Source organism: Pseudochrobactrum mosebachae (genome assembly GCF_048914685.1).
GTDB lineage: Bacteria > Pseudomonadota > Alphaproteobacteria > Rhizobiales > Rhizobiaceae > Pseudochrobactrum.
Window position 1 is genome coordinate 146,015 of sequence record NZ_CP128409.1, and the last position, 16,075, is coordinate 162,089.

Annotated in this window: 13 protein-coding genes and 1 riboswitch; of the genes, 3 read left to right on the forward strand and 10 right to left on the reverse strand. The window is 51.7% G+C overall.

The window, feature by feature from the left end; all coding sequences use genetic code 11:
- Nucleotides 1-57: 57 nt before the first annotated feature.
- From MP213Fo_RS15100 to MP213Fo_RS15135, 8 genes are all read right to left on the reverse strand, one after another.
- Nucleotides 58-831, reverse strand: a complete 774-nt coding sequence (locus MP213Fo_RS15100; protein WP_421091199.1) for a thiazole synthase — start codon at nucleotides 829-831, stop codon at nucleotides 58-60.
- A gap of 3 nt (nucleotides 832-834) precedes the next feature.
- Nucleotides 835-1,032: a sulfur carrier protein ThiS gene (gene thiS / locus MP213Fo_RS15105; protein ID WP_421091200.1), complete on the reverse strand. Its 198-nt coding sequence runs from the start codon at nucleotides 1,030-1,032 to the stop codon at nucleotides 835-837.
- Entirely contained in the window at nucleotides 1,029-2,051 is a 1,023-nt protein-coding gene (gene thiO, locus MP213Fo_RS15110; RefSeq protein WP_421091201.1) for a glycine oxidase ThiO, read from the reverse strand. Before thiO ends, thiS begins: the two co-directional genes overlap by 4 nt.
- A gap of 3 nt (nucleotides 2,052-2,054) precedes the next feature.
- Nucleotides 2,055-3,887 carry a phosphomethylpyrimidine synthase ThiC gene (gene thiC / locus MP213Fo_RS15115; protein WP_421091202.1) on the reverse strand — a complete coding sequence of 611 codons (1,833 nt, stop codon included), beginning with the start codon at nucleotides 3,885-3,887 and terminating at the stop codon, nucleotides 2,055-2,057.
- Nucleotides 3,888-3,984: 97 nt separating this feature from the next.
- Nucleotides 3,985-4,096: riboswitch (TPP riboswitch) on the reverse strand.
- Between the two features lie 206 nt (nucleotides 4,097-4,302).
- Nucleotides 4,303-4,575, reverse strand: a complete 273-nt coding sequence (locus tag MP213Fo_RS15120) for a zf-TFIIB domain-containing protein (RefSeq protein ID WP_421091203.1) — start codon at nucleotides 4,573-4,575, stop codon at nucleotides 4,303-4,305.
- Between the two features lie 105 nt (nucleotides 4,576-4,680).
- Complete coding sequence (gene prpB, locus MP213Fo_RS15125; protein WP_421091204.1) at nucleotides 4,681-5,592, reverse strand: methylisocitrate lyase; 912 nt, start codon at nucleotides 5,590-5,592, stop codon at nucleotides 4,681-4,683.
- Between the two features lie 9 nt (nucleotides 5,593-5,601).
- Nucleotides 5,602-6,789, reverse strand: coding sequence for a bifunctional 2-methylcitrate synthase/citrate synthase (gene prpC / locus MP213Fo_RS15130; RefSeq protein WP_421091336.1), 1,188 nt, complete (start codon nucleotides 6,787-6,789; stop codon nucleotides 5,602-5,604).
- Nucleotides 6,790-6,830: 41 nt separating this feature from the next.
- Nucleotides 6,831-8,345 (reverse strand): MmgE/PrpD family protein, encoded by a 1,515-nt coding sequence (locus MP213Fo_RS15135; RefSeq protein ID WP_421091205.1) that lies wholly within the window; start codon nucleotides 8,343-8,345, stop codon nucleotides 6,831-6,833.
- Between the two features lie 223 nt (nucleotides 8,346-8,568).
- On the opposite strand from MP213Fo_RS15135, the gene MP213Fo_RS15140 reads away from it, so the two are divergent.
- From MP213Fo_RS15140 to MP213Fo_RS15150, 3 genes are all read left to right on the forward strand, one after another.
- On the forward strand, nucleotides 8,569-10,002 hold the full coding sequence (locus MP213Fo_RS15140; protein ID WP_421091206.1) for a short-chain fatty acyl-CoA regulator family protein: 1,434 nt from the start codon (nucleotides 8,569-8,571) through the stop codon (nucleotides 10,000-10,002).
- 168 nt (nucleotides 10,003-10,170) lie between these two features.
- Complete coding sequence (locus tag MP213Fo_RS15145; protein ID WP_421091207.1) at nucleotides 10,171-11,160, forward strand: TAXI family TRAP transporter solute-binding subunit; 990 nt, start codon at nucleotides 10,171-10,173, stop codon at nucleotides 11,158-11,160.
- 169 nt (nucleotides 11,161-11,329) lie between these two features.
- Entirely contained in the window at nucleotides 11,330-13,378 is a 2,049-nt protein-coding gene (locus MP213Fo_RS15150) for a TRAP transporter permease (RefSeq protein WP_421091208.1), read from the forward strand.
- Between the two features lie 48 nt (nucleotides 13,379-13,426).
- Here MP213Fo_RS15150 and MP213Fo_RS15155 read toward each other — a convergent pair whose 3' ends face one another.
- Nucleotides 13,427-14,344 carry a LysR family transcriptional regulator gene (locus tag MP213Fo_RS15155; protein WP_421091209.1) on the reverse strand — a complete coding sequence of 306 codons (918 nt, stop codon included), beginning with the start codon at nucleotides 14,342-14,344 and terminating at the stop codon, nucleotides 13,427-13,429.
- A 173-nt stretch (nucleotides 14,345-14,517) separates the two neighbouring features.
- Nucleotides 14,518-16,023: a serine hydrolase domain-containing protein gene (locus MP213Fo_RS15160; protein ID WP_421091210.1), complete on the reverse strand. Its 1,506-nt coding sequence runs from the start codon at nucleotides 16,021-16,023 to the stop codon at nucleotides 14,518-14,520.
- Nucleotides 16,024-16,075: the final 52 nt, after the last annotated feature.

Here is a 16,075-nt window from a genome sequence, read left to right on the forward strand (position 1 = left end):
TGTATTTGTCGGATCAATATCCTGTAAAATTCATCAGTGCATACAAAGATATATTGTTTATAAAAACACTGCTTTGCCGATCACCGGTGTAGAGGGTACCGCCATATCGCGCGGCTCCAGCAGGCCCGCATCAAAGCCCGTTTTTCCGGCAATGATGGCACCGGCAAAAGCGCTGGCCATCGCAACCGGATCAGCGGCATTGGCAACTGCGGTGTTGAGCAGTACCGCATCATAGCCAAGCTCCATCACCATTGCCGCATGGGATGGCCGCCCGATACCGGCATCCACAATCAGCGGAATATCCGGAAAATACGCCCGCAATGTCCGCAGCGCCTGCATATTAACCGGGCCCATTGCCGAGCCGATCGGTGCGCACCAGGGCATCAGCACTTCACATCCGGCCTCAAGCAACCGCTCGGCAACGCTCAGATCATCTGTTGTATAGGGAAAGACCTGAAACCCCTCAGCGCTTAGGATACGTGCGGCTTCAACCAGCCCGAAAACATCCGGCTGCAATGTATCGTGGTGACCGATAATTTCTAATTTTATCCAGTTGGTCCCAAAAACCTCACGTGCCATTTTAGCCGTCAGCACCGCTTCTGAAACCGTATGGCAACCGGCCGTATTGGGTAGAATATGCACACCAAGCTGGCGGATCAGTTCGAAAAATACCGAGCCGGTGCGGGTACCTGCCATTTCGCGCCGCAAAGATACCGTGACCACCGAGGTCGCAGACGCTTTTACCGAGCGTGCAAGACTATCGGGGGAAGGATAGCGCGATGTGCCGAGCAGCAGGCGCGATGAGACCGCGGTTCCGTAAATTTTGAGCATCAATCACCCTCCCTGCATCGGTGATAAAATCTCAATCCGGTCGCCGTCTTTGAGCGCAAATGACGCGCGGTCATCCCTGCATACCAGCTCACCGTTTACTGCGGTTGCAAACCATGCGCCTTCAAAGTCTAAAGTGGTGATGACCTCAGAAAGAACTGTCTCAGCGCTGATGCGCTCTTCACCATTGATAATCAGTTTCATGATTGTGTTCCTATCATCGTGGCAATGCGGCGTGCGAAAGCCGGTGCCAATAAAAATCCGTGCCGGTAAAAACCGTTAAGTATGTAAAAACCGTTGACTGTGTGATGATTGTTGATGGTGGTAATACGCGGCAGATTATCGGGATAGGCCGGACGAATGCCTGCGCCGGTTTCTATCACTCGCGCCTCGCCAAAGGCCGGATGCAGCGTATAGGCCGCATTCAGCAACTCCATCACCGAGCGCGCACTGATTGCGCCGCCATCCTCGCTCTCAATCATCGTTGCACCGACCATAAACTGCCCCGCAATGCGCGGCACAATATAAAGCGGAATACGCGGATGCAGCAGCCGCACAGGGCGCGACAGTGTAATCTCATCGCTTGCCAGCATCAGCATTTCACCGCGCACACCCCGCAACACAGTATTCTGGGCAATAATCTGATCATGGCAATTACTGGCAGTTATGGGTGATATGGCAGCCGCACCTGTGCAATCAACCACATGGCTATACCGGCTGATATCAAGGGCTTGCGCATCACAACCATAATGGAATTGCACGCCCATTGTGCCAAGCTTTGCTGCTAAAGCAGCGAGTGCAGCGCGCGGATCAAGATGAGCTTCCTGCGCAAAATACAAGCCTTTGGAAAACCGCCCTGCCAGATCCGGCTCCAGCGCGGCAATCGCTTGTTCATCAAGCCATTGATGCCCCGTTGTGCGCGTTGCAAAGCGTTTCAGCTCACTATTGTCGCGTGCCGGTGCCACCACCAGAGTGCCGTTGCGGGTCACATGGTCTGGTAAGGTTTTATCCCACCAGTCTGCTGCCTGTTGCCCCAGCTCCAGAACCTCTGCGGCTGCGGTTTCGCTTTCACAAAAGGGCGCAAGCATACCGCCCGCATAACCGGATGCGCCAAGACCTGCCCGCAGAGCTGTTTCCGCAACCGTAACCTGAAAACCTGTTTGCGCCAGCTCATGCGTCACAGTGAGGCCGGCAACGCCGGCCCCCTTGATTAATACATGCATTGCTCACTCACCCGCAACGAGCCTCTCTTCAGTACCAAGTGGCATATAAAGCTCGCCACCTTCTCTGAATTTTGCAGCCATAGCCTCCATGCCGGTCTTCTGCGCTTCTGCACGAATATCATGGGATATCCGCATCGAGCAGAATTTTGGCCCGCACATCGAGCAGAAATGCGCAGTTTTATGCGCTTCTTTCGGCAGGGTTTCATCGTGGAAAGAACGGGCGGTTTCAGGATCAAGCGACAGGTTGAACTGGTCTTCCCAACGGAACTCAAAACGCGCACGCGATAAGGCATCATCGCGCAATCTGGCTGCCGGATGGCCTTTGGCAAGATCGGCGGCATGGGCAGCAATCTTATAGGTGATCACGCCGGTTTTAACATCATTGCGATCCGGCAAACCCAAATGCTCTTTAGGGGTAACATAGCAAAGCATTGCCGTGCCGAACCAACCGATCATGGCCGCGCCAATACCTGAGGTAATATGGTCATAGCCCGGCGCAATATCGGTTGTGAGGGGCCCAAGCGTGTAGAACGGTGCTTCGCCGCATACCTCAAGCTGCTTGTCCATATTCTCTTTGATCTTGTGCATCGGCACATGACCCGGACCTTCAATAATAACCTGACAATCTTTAGCCCAAGCGATTTTTGTCAGCTCGCCCAATGTTGCCAATTCAGCAAATTGCGCCTCATCATTGGCATCGGCAATCGAACCCGGACGCAAACCGTCACCCAATGAGAACGACACATCATAAGCGCGGCAAATATCGCAGATTTCTTCAAAATGCTCGTAGAGAAAGCTCTCACGATGGTGATGCAGGCACCATTTGGCCATGATCGAGCCACCGCGTGAGACAATGCCGGTGACGCGGTTTACTGTCAGCGGAATATAAGCCAAGCGCACGCCTGCATGGATGGTAAAATAATCAACGCCCTGCTCGGCCTGCTCAATCAGCGTATCGCGATAAACCTCCCATGTCAGGTCTTCAGCAATACCATTCACTTTTTCCAGCGCCTGATAGAGCGGCACTGTGCCGATCGGCACCGGTGAGTTACGGATAATCCACTCGCGAATATTGTGGATGTTGCGACCGGTGGAAAGATCCATCACCGTATCCGCACCCCAGCGGGTAGCCCAGACCATTTTTTCGACTTCTTCAGCCATTGAAGATGTCACCGCCGAATTGCCGATATTGGCATTGATTTTAACAAGAAAATTCCGGCCGATAATCATCGGCTCGGCTTCAGGATGGTTGATATTGGACGGAATAACCGCGCGGCCGCGCGCCACTTCCTGACGCACAAATTCAGGGGTTACATAATCGGGAATTGATGCACCAAAGCTTTCACCGTCACGCAAGGCTGCTTCTTTGGCAGCTTTGCGGCCAAGGTTTTCACGGATGGCGATGAATTCCATTTCCGGTGTAATAATATTGGCGCGGGCATAAGCAAGCTGGGTAACGGCCTTGCCGTCGCGCGCTCTTAACGGGCGGTTTTTAACCGGAAATTCCGGTGTCAGACGATCACCGGTGGCAAAGCCGTTATCTTCCGGTTTAACATAGCGGCCCTCATAGGCTTCCACATCACCGCGCTCCAAGGTCCAATTGGCACGAATACGCGGCAGACCTGTATCAATAGCCACGTTATAATCCGGATCGGTGTAAGGGCCGGACGCATCATAAACGATTACCGCAGGCTCACCTGCCGTCGGATGCAATTCGATCTCGCGCATCGGTACGCGGACTTGCGGGTGTAAATCACCCTCAATATGAATTTTACGCGAGGCAGGCAGTGGCCCCGAAGTTACAGACGGTGTCGGATTGTTTTCAGTCTTGGTCACGGTGTGAGGCTCCAAAATAACAGTTGGAGACCCAGTCATCGAAGCCGGAAAGATGGATAAACGCCAAACCTCAACCGGCAAAGCCGGAATCGGAGCTGTGAATGCGCTTGCACCGTCCCTACGCCAGTATGAGCTGGATCAGGTTCAACGGGTCATTGCGCAAAATAGCAATATCTCAGCCCCTTGACGGGACTCCCCTGGTGAATGTCACAAGTAAGCCACTGACCGCATAAGGAAGTCAAGAGCCTATAGGCAGAACACTGCCACCATGCGGCAATATGAGCATCAAGTCGTTTTTTGCATATTTAACAATATGTTGGCTAGCTACGTATTGCTCCCATGTTATGCGCGCTTAAAAAAGACCATTTCAAAAATTTAGTCTTGGGAGGACTGAATATAGAAAACTGCTATCGGATCAAAAATCGAACAATTCACCCAGCAAAGATTTCTTTTTGCGGTAGGGTTTATTGTGGCCGTAACCATCATGCGATCTGCTCTGTGAATGGCTGTCAGAGCGATACTCTTCTCTGCGCTCCTCACGCACTGGTTCAGCTGGCACTGATCGCTCAATAATCTTGTCCAGTTCACCGCGATCCAGCCATACGCCCCGACATTTCGGGCAATAGTCAATCTCAATTCCCTGGCGGTCAGACATAACGAGTTCGGCATTATCAATGGGGCAAAGCATGATAAATTTCTCTCCTGATTGGTCAGGATTTGCACTTGGTATTTGCAATATGGCTTTTCAAGTACGAAACAATATTTTTACTTCGCCAATGCCCCATAAATTGCTTTAAACCATTGTTGGCACTATGGTTTTAATAATGGAGCGGTCAAGCTCTTCATAGGCATCAAGCCCAATCGCGGCATAAAGCTCGGCACGGGTCTGCATCTCCTCAACCATGGCTTTGGTGCTGCCATCGCGTTTGATTGTGGCATAGAGCTTTTCTTGCGCTTTATTGGCAACCCGCAGTGACGATACCGGCCAGATCACCATTTTATAGCCCATATCCTCAAATTCCTGCGCTGTGAAAAAGGGTGTTCGGCCGAATTCTGTCATATTGGCAAGCAATGGCACACCGGGCATGCGTCGGGCAAATTCGCGAAACATCTCGGCAGTATTTAACGCCTCGGGAAAAATCGCATCAGCACCGGCTTCCATATAAAGCTGTGCGCGTGCCACCGCACCATCCATACCCTCGCTGGCTGCAGCATCGGTTCGTGCAATCAAATACAGGTTGCGGCGCGCTTTGGCAGCGGCAGCAACTTTGGCCGCCATATCATCGGCAGTGGCCAGTTTTTTATCGTTCAAATGGCCGCATTTTTTCGGCAGCAACTGGTCTTCAATATGCACTGCGCCTGCACCGGCATCTTCAAATACCCGCACCATATGCATCACATTCAGCGCTTCGCCATAGCCGGTATCACCATCCACAACCACCGGCAAGCCGCTGGAACGTGCGATCTGGCGGATGAAAAATGCCACCTCATCAACGGTAATAATACCAAGATCCGGCAGCCCCATAGAAGCTGTCATTGCTGCACCGGAAAGATAGAGCCCTTCAAATCCGGCATTGCGCGCCTGAATAGCGGCCATACCATTATGGGTGCCCGGCAATTGCACAATACCAGGCCGGTTCATCAAATCACGAAAGCGTTCACCGGCAGATTTCAGCGGCAGATCGCTGGCGGATAAATAGGGCATCTTTATACCTCAGGCTGGCTTTATGGTTGAAACCTTGGCTATACGTTCATCAATCGGCACAAAAACGCGATTTTCAGGGCCGACATAATTGGCAGACGGGCGGATAATTTTATTGTCGATGCGCTGTTCCATAATATGAGCCGCCCAGCCGGATGTGCGCGCAATCACAAATAGCGGCGTAAACATAGCAGTCGGAATCCCCAGCATATGATAGGAAACCGCACTGAACCAATCGAGATTGGCAAACATCTTTTTATTGGCCAGCATCACTGTTTCTATGCGCTCGGCAATATCAAACATTTTCATAGTGCCGAGCTCTTCCGAAAGTTCGCGGGCAACCGTTTTGATAATATCATTGCGCGGATCGGCAATTGTATAAACCGGATGGCCAAAGCCGATTACCACTTGTTTTTGTTCAAGCTGGCGTAAAATATCAGCTTCCGCCTCATCAGGGTCAGCATAACGCTGCTGGATTTCCAGTGCCACTTCATTGGCGCCACCATGTTTTGGGCCGCGTAATGCACCGATTGCACCAGTAATACAGGAATATATATCCGAACCGGTGCCGGCGATGGTGCGCGCGGTAAATGTGGAAGCATTGAACTCATGTTCGGCATAGAGAATGAGCGAAATATTCATCGCCCGCACGGCAGAAGGAGACGGTGATTTGCCGTGCAAAACATGGAGAAAATGACCGCCAATTGTTTCATCATCGGTTTCAAGCTCAACACGGCGGCCATGATGGGCAAAATGATACCAATAGAGCAGCATCGAGCCTAATGACGCCATCAGCCGGTCGGCAATATCTTTGGCACCGGCCTGACTATGGCCGCTAACCTCCGGCAAAACACAGCCAAGCACAGAGACACCTGTGCGCATCACATCCATCGGATGGCTGGCCGCAGGCAGCAGTTCCAAGGCCGCTTTGACGCCGGAAGGCAGGCCGCGCATGGATTTGAGCTTTTGCTGATAGGCAATGAGCTCGCGTTTGGAAGGCAAAGTACCATGCACAAGCAAATGCGCAACTTCTTCAAAATCGCATTGTAATGCCAGATCGTGAATATCAAAACCGCGATAATGCAGATCATTACCACTGCGGCCGACCGTGCATAGTGCGGTATTACCGGCGACAACACCCGAAAGGGCAACAGATTTTTTAGGCGCTGCAACCGGTGCAACTGTATCAGTGCCTGCCATGCTCATGTCTCTCTCCCTTTGGTTTCTCCCTTGCAGTCGTCTCAGCCTTTCCAGTCAAAAATACCGTGTGCTTTACCCGCCTCACATTTGCCCGGCATGGCCGTAATAGTCAGCCCTGAAAGCTCGTCAGCAGTCAGTTCGGTCAGCCTCTCAACCGTTTTGATAAAACGATCCTGCTCCTGAATATCGATAATACCCTCACTTAATGTGCGGAATTTAGCGATATAATTGGCACGTTTAAACGGCCTTGCGCCCAACGGATGCGCATCGGCGAGCGCCAGCTCATCCTCGATCACCGAGCCATCCTGCATGGTAATCACCACCCGCGCGCCAAATGCTTTTTCACGCGGATCATGGCTGTGATAACGCTTTGTCCATGACGGATCTTCAATCGTGCTGACCTTGTGCCACAGGGCAATGGTTTCAGGCCGTTTGGCGCGCTCGGGGGCATAAGAGCGCTCGTGATGCCATGTACCGTCTTCAAGAGCCACGGCAAAAATATACATGATCGAATGGTCAAGCGTTTCACGGCTGGCATCCGGATCCATTTTCTGCGGATCATTGGCACCGGTGCCAATAACATAATGGGTGTGATGGCTGGTATGCAGCACAATACTGGCGATCTTGCTGAAATCACTGATTTGGCTGCGCATGCGCCGCGCCAGATCGATCAGTGCCTGACTTTGATATTCAGCCGAATGTTCTTTGGTATAGGTATCCATAATGGCGCGTTTGCGCTCGCCAAGTTCGGGAACCGGCACAAAATACTCAGCCTTGGGGCCGCCGAGCAACCATGCAATAAAGCCGTCTTCGCCTTCCCATGCCGGTGATGGCGCGCCCTCGCCGCGCATCACGCGATCCACGGCCTCTACGGCCATTTTACCGGCAAAAGCAGGCGCATAGGCTTTCCAGCTTGAAATTTCACCTTTGCGTGACTGGCGCGTGGTGGTGGTGGTATGTAAACCCTGTTGAATAGCCTGATAAATCTGCTCGGTACTCAGACCCAGCATTGTGCCGATGCCGGCCGCAGCCGATGGCCCCAAATGGGCAATATGATCAATTTTATGCTCATGCAGGCAAATGCCTTTAACGAGATTGACCTGAATTTCATAGCCCGTGGCAATGCCGCGCGCTAGAGCCGCGCCACTCATACCGCAATGCTGCGCAACGGCCAGCAATGGCGGAATATTATCCGCCGGATGTGAATAATCTGCCGCCAGAAATGTGTCGTGAAAATCCAGTTCGCGTACCGCAACCCCATTGGCCCATGCTGCCCATTCCGGTGAAAATCGCTGATCAGATGCCAGTCCAAACACTGTGGCACCGCGTTGATAAGGATGAGCAACCGCTTGCATGCGCGCACTCACAACAGGCCGGCGCATTAGAGAGGCTGCTGCCACCGCAGCATTATCAATAATACGGTTACCGATCATCTCCACCACATCATCATCAAGCGGCACATTATCTGCAGCCATAGCTGCAAATTTCCATGCCAGCTGGTCTTCACGATTTAAATGCTCTGCGGATTTATAGGTGCGGACTTTATGGAGTTTCACAGAATTTCCCTTTTCTGCTGGTGCAGACAGCATGTGATTTGTGGTTTTTGCGAAGTCACCTGATCTGTTATCAGTAACTATACAGAGCGCCGGAACCCTGCCTATGCCTAAAAAAGCGAAGTGACAGCGTGTAAATTTTGTGAAACTGTGAAGTTTGCGAAGTCGTGACAGGGTTTATTTCCCTGCCATATATCCGCTTAAAAGGCTTGGGAGGGCTTGCATTATGCGTAAGACTTTTGTGGGTATCAGGCTTAAAAAACTGCGCGAAGAACGCCAGCTCACACAGATAGTTCTGGCAAAAACGCTTGGCATTTCTTTGAGTTACCTCAACCAGATTGAAAACAATCAGCGTCCGCTTACGGTGCAGGTTTTACTCCGTCTTAATGAGGCTTTTGGTGTGGATGTGCAGCTGTTTTCCGAGGCTGAAGAAGCACGGCTGTTCAACGATCTGCGCGAGGTTTTTGCTGATGTGCGCTTGAATGAGCAATTAAGCGAACCCCTTGGCAAAACGGAAATCAGAGAGCTTGCCACCAATATGCCGGCGGTTGGCAGGCTGCTAATTGCCATGCATAAGCAACTCGGCGAAGCACAGGAGCAATCTGCATATCTTGCAAACCAGCTTGGCAATGACCGCTCCGCAGACCTGCCGGTCTCGCTCTCAACCCCTTATGAAGAAGTACGCGAATATTTCTATGCGCAGCGTAATTATATACCGGAGCTGGATAGCGCCGGTGAAGTGCTGAGCCAGCAGCTCGGCATGCCGGTGGGCAAGATGAAACATAAGCTGAGCGAGCGGCTGGTGCAGCAGCATGGCGTGCGCATCAGCGAGCATTTGCGCGATGACAGCACAGACACAGTGCGCCGCTTTGATCCGCAAACCCGTATTATCACCCTCTCCCCGCGCCTTGATGAAGGGCAGCAGGCATTTCAGCTGGCAACACAGCTGGCTTTTCTGGAGCAGAAACATCTGCTCGATCAACTGTTGGAAAAGGCCGTTTTTTCCAGCAATGAGGCACGTGTGCTGGCACGTATCGGGCTGGCCAATTACTTTGCCGGTGCGGTGATGATGCCGTATATGCATTTCTGGAACAGTGCCGAGCAGTTGCGTTATGACATTGAATTGCTGGAGCAGCGCTATGCGGTAAGCTTTGAAACGATCTGCCACCGCCTCAGCACTTTGCAGCGTCCGGAAGCGCGCGGTATTCCGTTTTTCTTTATTCGTGTTGACCGCGCAGGCAATATTTCCAAGCGTCAATCGGCCACCGATTTTCACTTTTCGCGGTTTGGCGGCACCTGCCCATTATGGAATATTTATGCGGCCTTTTCATCACCGGACCGGATTTTAACTCAGCAGGCCGAGATGCCGGACGGGCGCACATATTTCTGGATTGCAAAAATGATCCGCCACCGCCAAGGCGGCTATAAAGCGCCGTCCAAGAGCTTTGCCATTGCATTGGGCTGCGATCTGCACCATGCGGAACGGCTGGTTTATTCCAAAGGAATGATTATGGATGACCCCGCGGCACGCACGCCGATTGGTGCCGGCTGCAAGATTTGCGAGCGGCAGAAATGCCCGCAACGTGCCTTCCCCTCGCTCTATTCAACAATACAGGTTGATGAAACGCAGACCAATTTTGCGCCCTATACATCAGCCTGAGTAAAACCTGAACAATCAAGGCCGTTACGGCCTATATGACTGACTTTACTAGATAAATATATATCATACTATAGTATGATAATAAATTTTGTTTTCAATATAAGGTTGACAACAGGTGTCAGCCTTTTCATGCTTACACAAAGAGAAAACTATAGTGGGAGGGATACTATGAAACTCGGTAAGAATTTTCGCCGTTTTATGACCGCAGCCGTCTTGGGCACAGCAGCGCTTGGCGTAACACTTGCAGTGGCACAATCACCATCATTTTTCCGTATCGGCACCGGCGGCACAGCGGGCACATATTATCCGATCGGCGGCCTGATCGCGAATGCGATTTCCGGCAATGGCGATAAAGGTGTGCCGGGCTTGGTTGCAACCGCTGTGTCTTCAAACGGTTCAGTTGCCAATATTAATGCGGTGATGAGCGGCGGTCTTGAAGCCGGCTTTACGCAATCTGACGTGGCTTATTGGGCCTATACCGGCACCGGCCTGTATGATGGCAAAGGCAAAGTTGAAGACCTGCGCCTGATCGCGACCCTGTATCCTGAAACAGTGCATCTGGTGGCGCGTAAAGGTGCCGGCATTAAATCTGTAGCCGATCTCAAGGGCAAACGGGTTTCGCTCGATGAGCCGGGCTCCGGTACTATTGTTGATGCCCGTATTGTGCTCGGCGCTTATGGGCTGACAGAAAAAGATGTGAAGGCTGAATATCTTAAACCTGGCCCGGCCGGTGATCGTCTGAAAGACGGCGCATTGGATGCCTATTTCTTTGTCGGCGGATATCCGACCGGTGCGATTTCTGAGTTGGCCAGCACCAATGGTATTGAACTGGTGCCAGTTGAAGGCCCGGAGCTTGAAAAAATCCTGAGTGATTACAGCTTCTTCGCCAAAGACACTGTTCCGGCGGAAACCTATAAAGGCGTTGGCGAAATCAACACGATTTCTGTTGCCGCACAGCTGGTTACCAATGCCAAACAGTCTGATGAGCTGGTCTATAATATTACCAAAACCATGTGGAATGATGCCACGCGCACAGCGCTTGATACCGGCCACGCCAAGGGCAAGCTGATCACATTGCAAAATGCCGTGACCAGTCTGGGTATTCCTCTGCATCCGGGTGCAGAGCGCTTTTATAAGGAAGCCGGCTTGCTGAAATAAGCAATCACTGGTGCTGAACATTAACATGACCGGACATGCAGCCTCGCTGTAGTCCGGTCATTACCCGTTCAGTTTTTAACCTTTGGCGCTGCCAGTCCGACATCCGGCAGCTTGAATTGACTATATGCAGTAATTTTGCACGCTGCTGATAACAGAACGGATGCCTTTTATGACTGCGGAGCAGAAACCTCTAGGCCCTATGGAGCTTGACGAGCAGAAAGCACGTGAGCTCGAAGAAAAATTTGATACCGAGATCCGGTTTCGTCCGCTCGCACCGCTGGCAGCCCGCATTGTTGGCACACTTCTGGTCGTTCTTTCGCTGTTCCATTACTACACAGCCGGTTTTGGCCTGCTCTCTGAAACCATGCATCGCGGCATTCATCTGTCTTTTGTACTCGGGCTGGTATTTCTGGTTTTCCCGTTTTCGGCCAAAGGCTACACGCAGCCGGTTTCATCCTCACTGCTCAGACCGCTGGGAATCTCGATCATTGACTGGGCATTAGCCATCGGTGCGGTTATTGCTGTCATGCATGTGCCACTGATCCCGCTGGATGATCTGGCTTTCCGTGTTGGCAATCCAACCTCGACAGATGTGGTGCTGGGCGGCTTGCTTTTGGTCGTATTGCTAGAGGCCACCCGCCGTTCTGTTGGCTGGCCGCTACCGATTATTGCTGTATCTTTTATGCTTTATGCCTATTTTGGTCCGTCTATGCCGGGCATTCTGGTGCATCCGGGCTCAACGGTTCCGCAGATTATTGACCATCTCTACCTGACCTCACAAGGTGTTTATGGTATCGCTCTTGGCGTCGTCGCCACCTATGTGTTCCATTTTGTACTGTTCGGGGTGTTTGCCACCCGTATCGGCCTTGGCCAGTTATTTCTGGATTGCGCCGCATGGGTCGCCGGTCGCTATGCAGGCGGACCTGCCAAGGTTTCCATTTTCGGCTCGGCGCTGTTTGGTATGATTTCCGGTTCTTCAGTGGCCAATACTGTCACTGTGGGTTCACTCACCATTCCGGCCATGATCCGTCTTGGTTATAAGCGCAATTTTGCTGCCGCCGTTGAGGCCGCCTCTTCAACCGGCGGGCAGATTACCCCGCCAATCATGGGTGCTGCCGCGTTTTTGATGATTGAGTTTCTCAATCTGCCTTATACAACCATTATTATTGCAGCCATTGTGCCGGCTTTCATGCATTTTTTCGGCGTATTGATGCAGGTGCATTTTGAAGCCAAACGAACAGGTTTGCGCGGCATGACACCGGAAGAAATGCCGGATCTCAAAGAGGCATTTAAACGCGACTGGCCAACTGTAATTCCGCTTGTGGTGCTGATTGCCGTGCTGTTATCGGGCTACACACCCTATATGGCCGCATTCTGGGGGATTACCCTGTGTGTTGCTGTTGGCCTGCTAAATCCTCGCAAGCGCATGTCACTAAAAGAGGTTTTTGAAAGTCTGCGTGATGGTGCCAAATATGCGCTTGCTGTGGGTGCGGCCGCCGCAACCGTAGGTATTGTTGTCGGTGTGGTTACACTGACCGGCGTCGGCTTTAAAATTTCTTATATTGTCACCACAACAGCGGCCGATATTGCCAGCTGGTTCAGCATTTTTGTGCCGGCATCCTTGATGGGCGCCACCACTTTAACGCTGCTGTTCACGCTGATTATGACCGGTATTGTTTGTATTCTGATGGGGTGCGGTATTCCGACCACCGCCAATTACATTATTATGGCAACCATTGCTGCCCCCACATTGGCAATGCTTGGCGTGGAACCGCTCGTCGCGCATTTCTTCGTATTCTATTATGGTATTCTTGCAGATATTACCCCGCCTGTGGCTCTGGCCGCCTATGCGGCAGCAGGTATGGCTGGTGCTGATCCGTTTAAAACCGGTAATACCGCCTTCCGTCTCGGCCTCGGTAAAGTGCTGGTACCGTTTGTGTTTGTGTTCTCGCCATCACTGTTGCTGGTCAATGCCAACTTCTCATGGGGCGAGTTCTTCACGGCATTTCTTGGCTGCGTGATCGGGATTACTGCATTGGGTGCAGCTTTGTCCGGTTTCATGCTGATCCGTACCAAATTGTGGGAAAATATCACGTTGATCATTGCCGCAATCCTGCTGGTGGTGCCGGAAATCTACTCGTCACTCGTCGGGCTGGCTTTGATGACACCGGTATTAATACGTCAGGTTAGCGGCTTCAGAACCATGAAACCCGCTTGAAGCATGTGCGGATAGACAAAAAAGGGCACCATATGGTGCCCTTTTTATTTAAATATCCTCAGCATTCGGGCGCATATCATCAAGCTTTTTCCATAGTCGCTCAATCACAGCACGTTTATTAGTCTTGGAGCGGTAAAGTCGGATTTCCACCTGAATGTTCCATGACGGATCTGCCCCATGCACCAATTGGCCGCTGGCCAACTCTTCAGCAATCAGGCTTTGTGGTACCCAAGCCACGCCCCAGCCGGCCATTGCCATACCTTTAAGCCCGACAGACATGCTGGCCTCATGCACCAGCCGGTGTTCAGGCATTTTACGGGCAAAAAGCTCGGCAAGCAAATGTCCGAAGAATGACGATTTTTCATACCCGATATAATCAAAGGAGCGATCATCACGACCAACCATGTGCAGCGGGTTGCCTTCTGCATCCGGCGCGCTGATTGGCACAATCTGCTCATAGCCAACAACTTTATAATCAAAGTCTGCGCTATTAAGCAGTAATGGCACGGAAGGATAAACATATGTCAGCAGAAAATCGCAATCGCCGTCCACAAGCGCATTCACATTGCCTTCAACGCTGCCGGAATCAGGGCGCAAACGTGAAAAAATAGGCGACGAAGCATCGCTGATTTCCTTTAGCCATTGCGGAAAAAATGTGAAAGATAATGTATGCAGCGCAATGAAAGAGATTGTCTGCGCATCCAGCGTTTGGTTCGCATGAAAGCCCTGACGCAGCTGATAGAGCGATTTCAGTGTTTCCTGCGCCACGGGTATAAATTTTTCACCGGCTTCAGTGAGCTGCGAGGGATAAGTCGCACGGTCAATCAATGTTGTACCGAGCCAGCTTTCCAGCTGCTTTATGCGACGGCTGAAGGCAGATTGCGTCACATGACGTTCATCTGCCGCCTTGGAGAAATTTAAAGTATGAGCGAGCGCCAGAAAGTCTTCTACCCACTTAATTTCCACAATGGTTATCCTTCGTTTCTATTGCGTATCTTGCATTTAATTATGCAAGTCAGGAATAAGCTTATACGACAGGATACTGGCATTGAACAGAAACTTCAGAGGTTCCGTATCAATACCGGTATCCTTAAATGATAAGGCTTAAAGACACCGGCATTTAAACAAGTGATATTAATTTAGCGATAATATTCAAGCATACGGCTACGGCTCAGCACCAGCTCAATCCGGTTTTCACCCAGAACATGCAAGCAAACACGTTTTGTCCACGGGCCGTCATGAAGTGTAAACAGATAACGCCCGCCGCCAAGATCGCTCAAAGGCATTGTTTGGCGAATTGGGCCGATGCCCATCACAACCGCGCCATCAATAATGTCAAAAACCGCGCCATATGGTGATTTCCAAAAACCATCGAGCGCCTTGCCGGCAGGTTTGGCAGTTACCGGCAATAAGCGGCGCGGCGCATGGCCAAGCTCGCCTTCCAAGGCGTCACCGCTTTGGCGCAGCACAATTGGTGAGGTTGCCGAGCGTGATGAGAACCAGCCATCGGCTTCAGGATAGAGCGCATCTTCATTATCGAGATAGTTGACGGTAGCGCCTTTGATCTCAACCCAGTCATGGCCGGTTTCAGTTACATATAAACCATCCGCAAGGGTGCTGGCCGGCTGCGGCAATTGCAGATCTGCGAGAGCGGCCATCGCTACTTGCGCGATCTTGCCACCATTGGCATCGTCACGATTGGCCACAACCACAAAGCCGCATTGCAGCTCAGGGCTGATCAGCACATAGCTTTTATAGCCCGGATGTGAACCGCCATGGCCAACCAGTTTCAAACCGTCCAGTTCAGAATTTACAAAGCCAAGACCATAATCCGACATCCGGCCATCAGCCAGTTTACGCGGTGCGCTTAGCTTTTCAATCACACCGGCCAGAGTGCCTTTACCGGTCATCAGCGCCTGCGCCCATGTGGCCAGTGCTGTGCCGCTGCCTGTCAGGCTGCCTGCAGCAGAAATATACAGGCCCGCAGCACTCAGCTGCCATTTTGAACCGTTGAACCAATAGCCCGGCACCAAACCATCCACCGGATCATTCCAGACATCCGGCGCTTTTAACTGCACGCCGAGTGCAGGCACAACCTGCGTTTGCAGATAATCATCAAAGCGCAGGCCAAGACGTTCAAGCGCAATCTCAACAAGGCGGTAACCGGTATTGGAATAGGACACCTGCGTGCCCGCATCAAAATTCAGGCGCTCCATTGTGCTGTGGAATTCCATCAGTCTGTCATTCATGGTCTCGGTGTAGATTGAAAGGCCGAGCAGTGTCAGACATTCACGGCTATCCGGCAGACCGCCGCTCATATCCAGTGCTTGTCCGACAGTCACATCGCTCAGTGGTGCTTTCAGTTCCGGCAGATGTTTACCCAGCCGGTCATCAAGCGCAATTTTGTCGCTGTGTGCCAGCACCATAGAGACAAAAACATGCTTGGTAACAGAAGCAAAGCGCACCACACTATTTTCTGTAAACGGCTTATGCGTTGCCAGACTTTCCACACCACCGGCGAAGCTGAAAACGATGCCTGTCTTGTCAAAACCGACAATCACACCGCCCGGCTCGCTGGCTGGCCACTGGCTGGCAAGATTTTGTGCGGTTTGTGCGGCAGCGTCCCAGTTCATACCCATGATCATCTCTTTTATGCACCGGCCTCGCATCATGGCAAAAACCGGCAATCGTATGGTT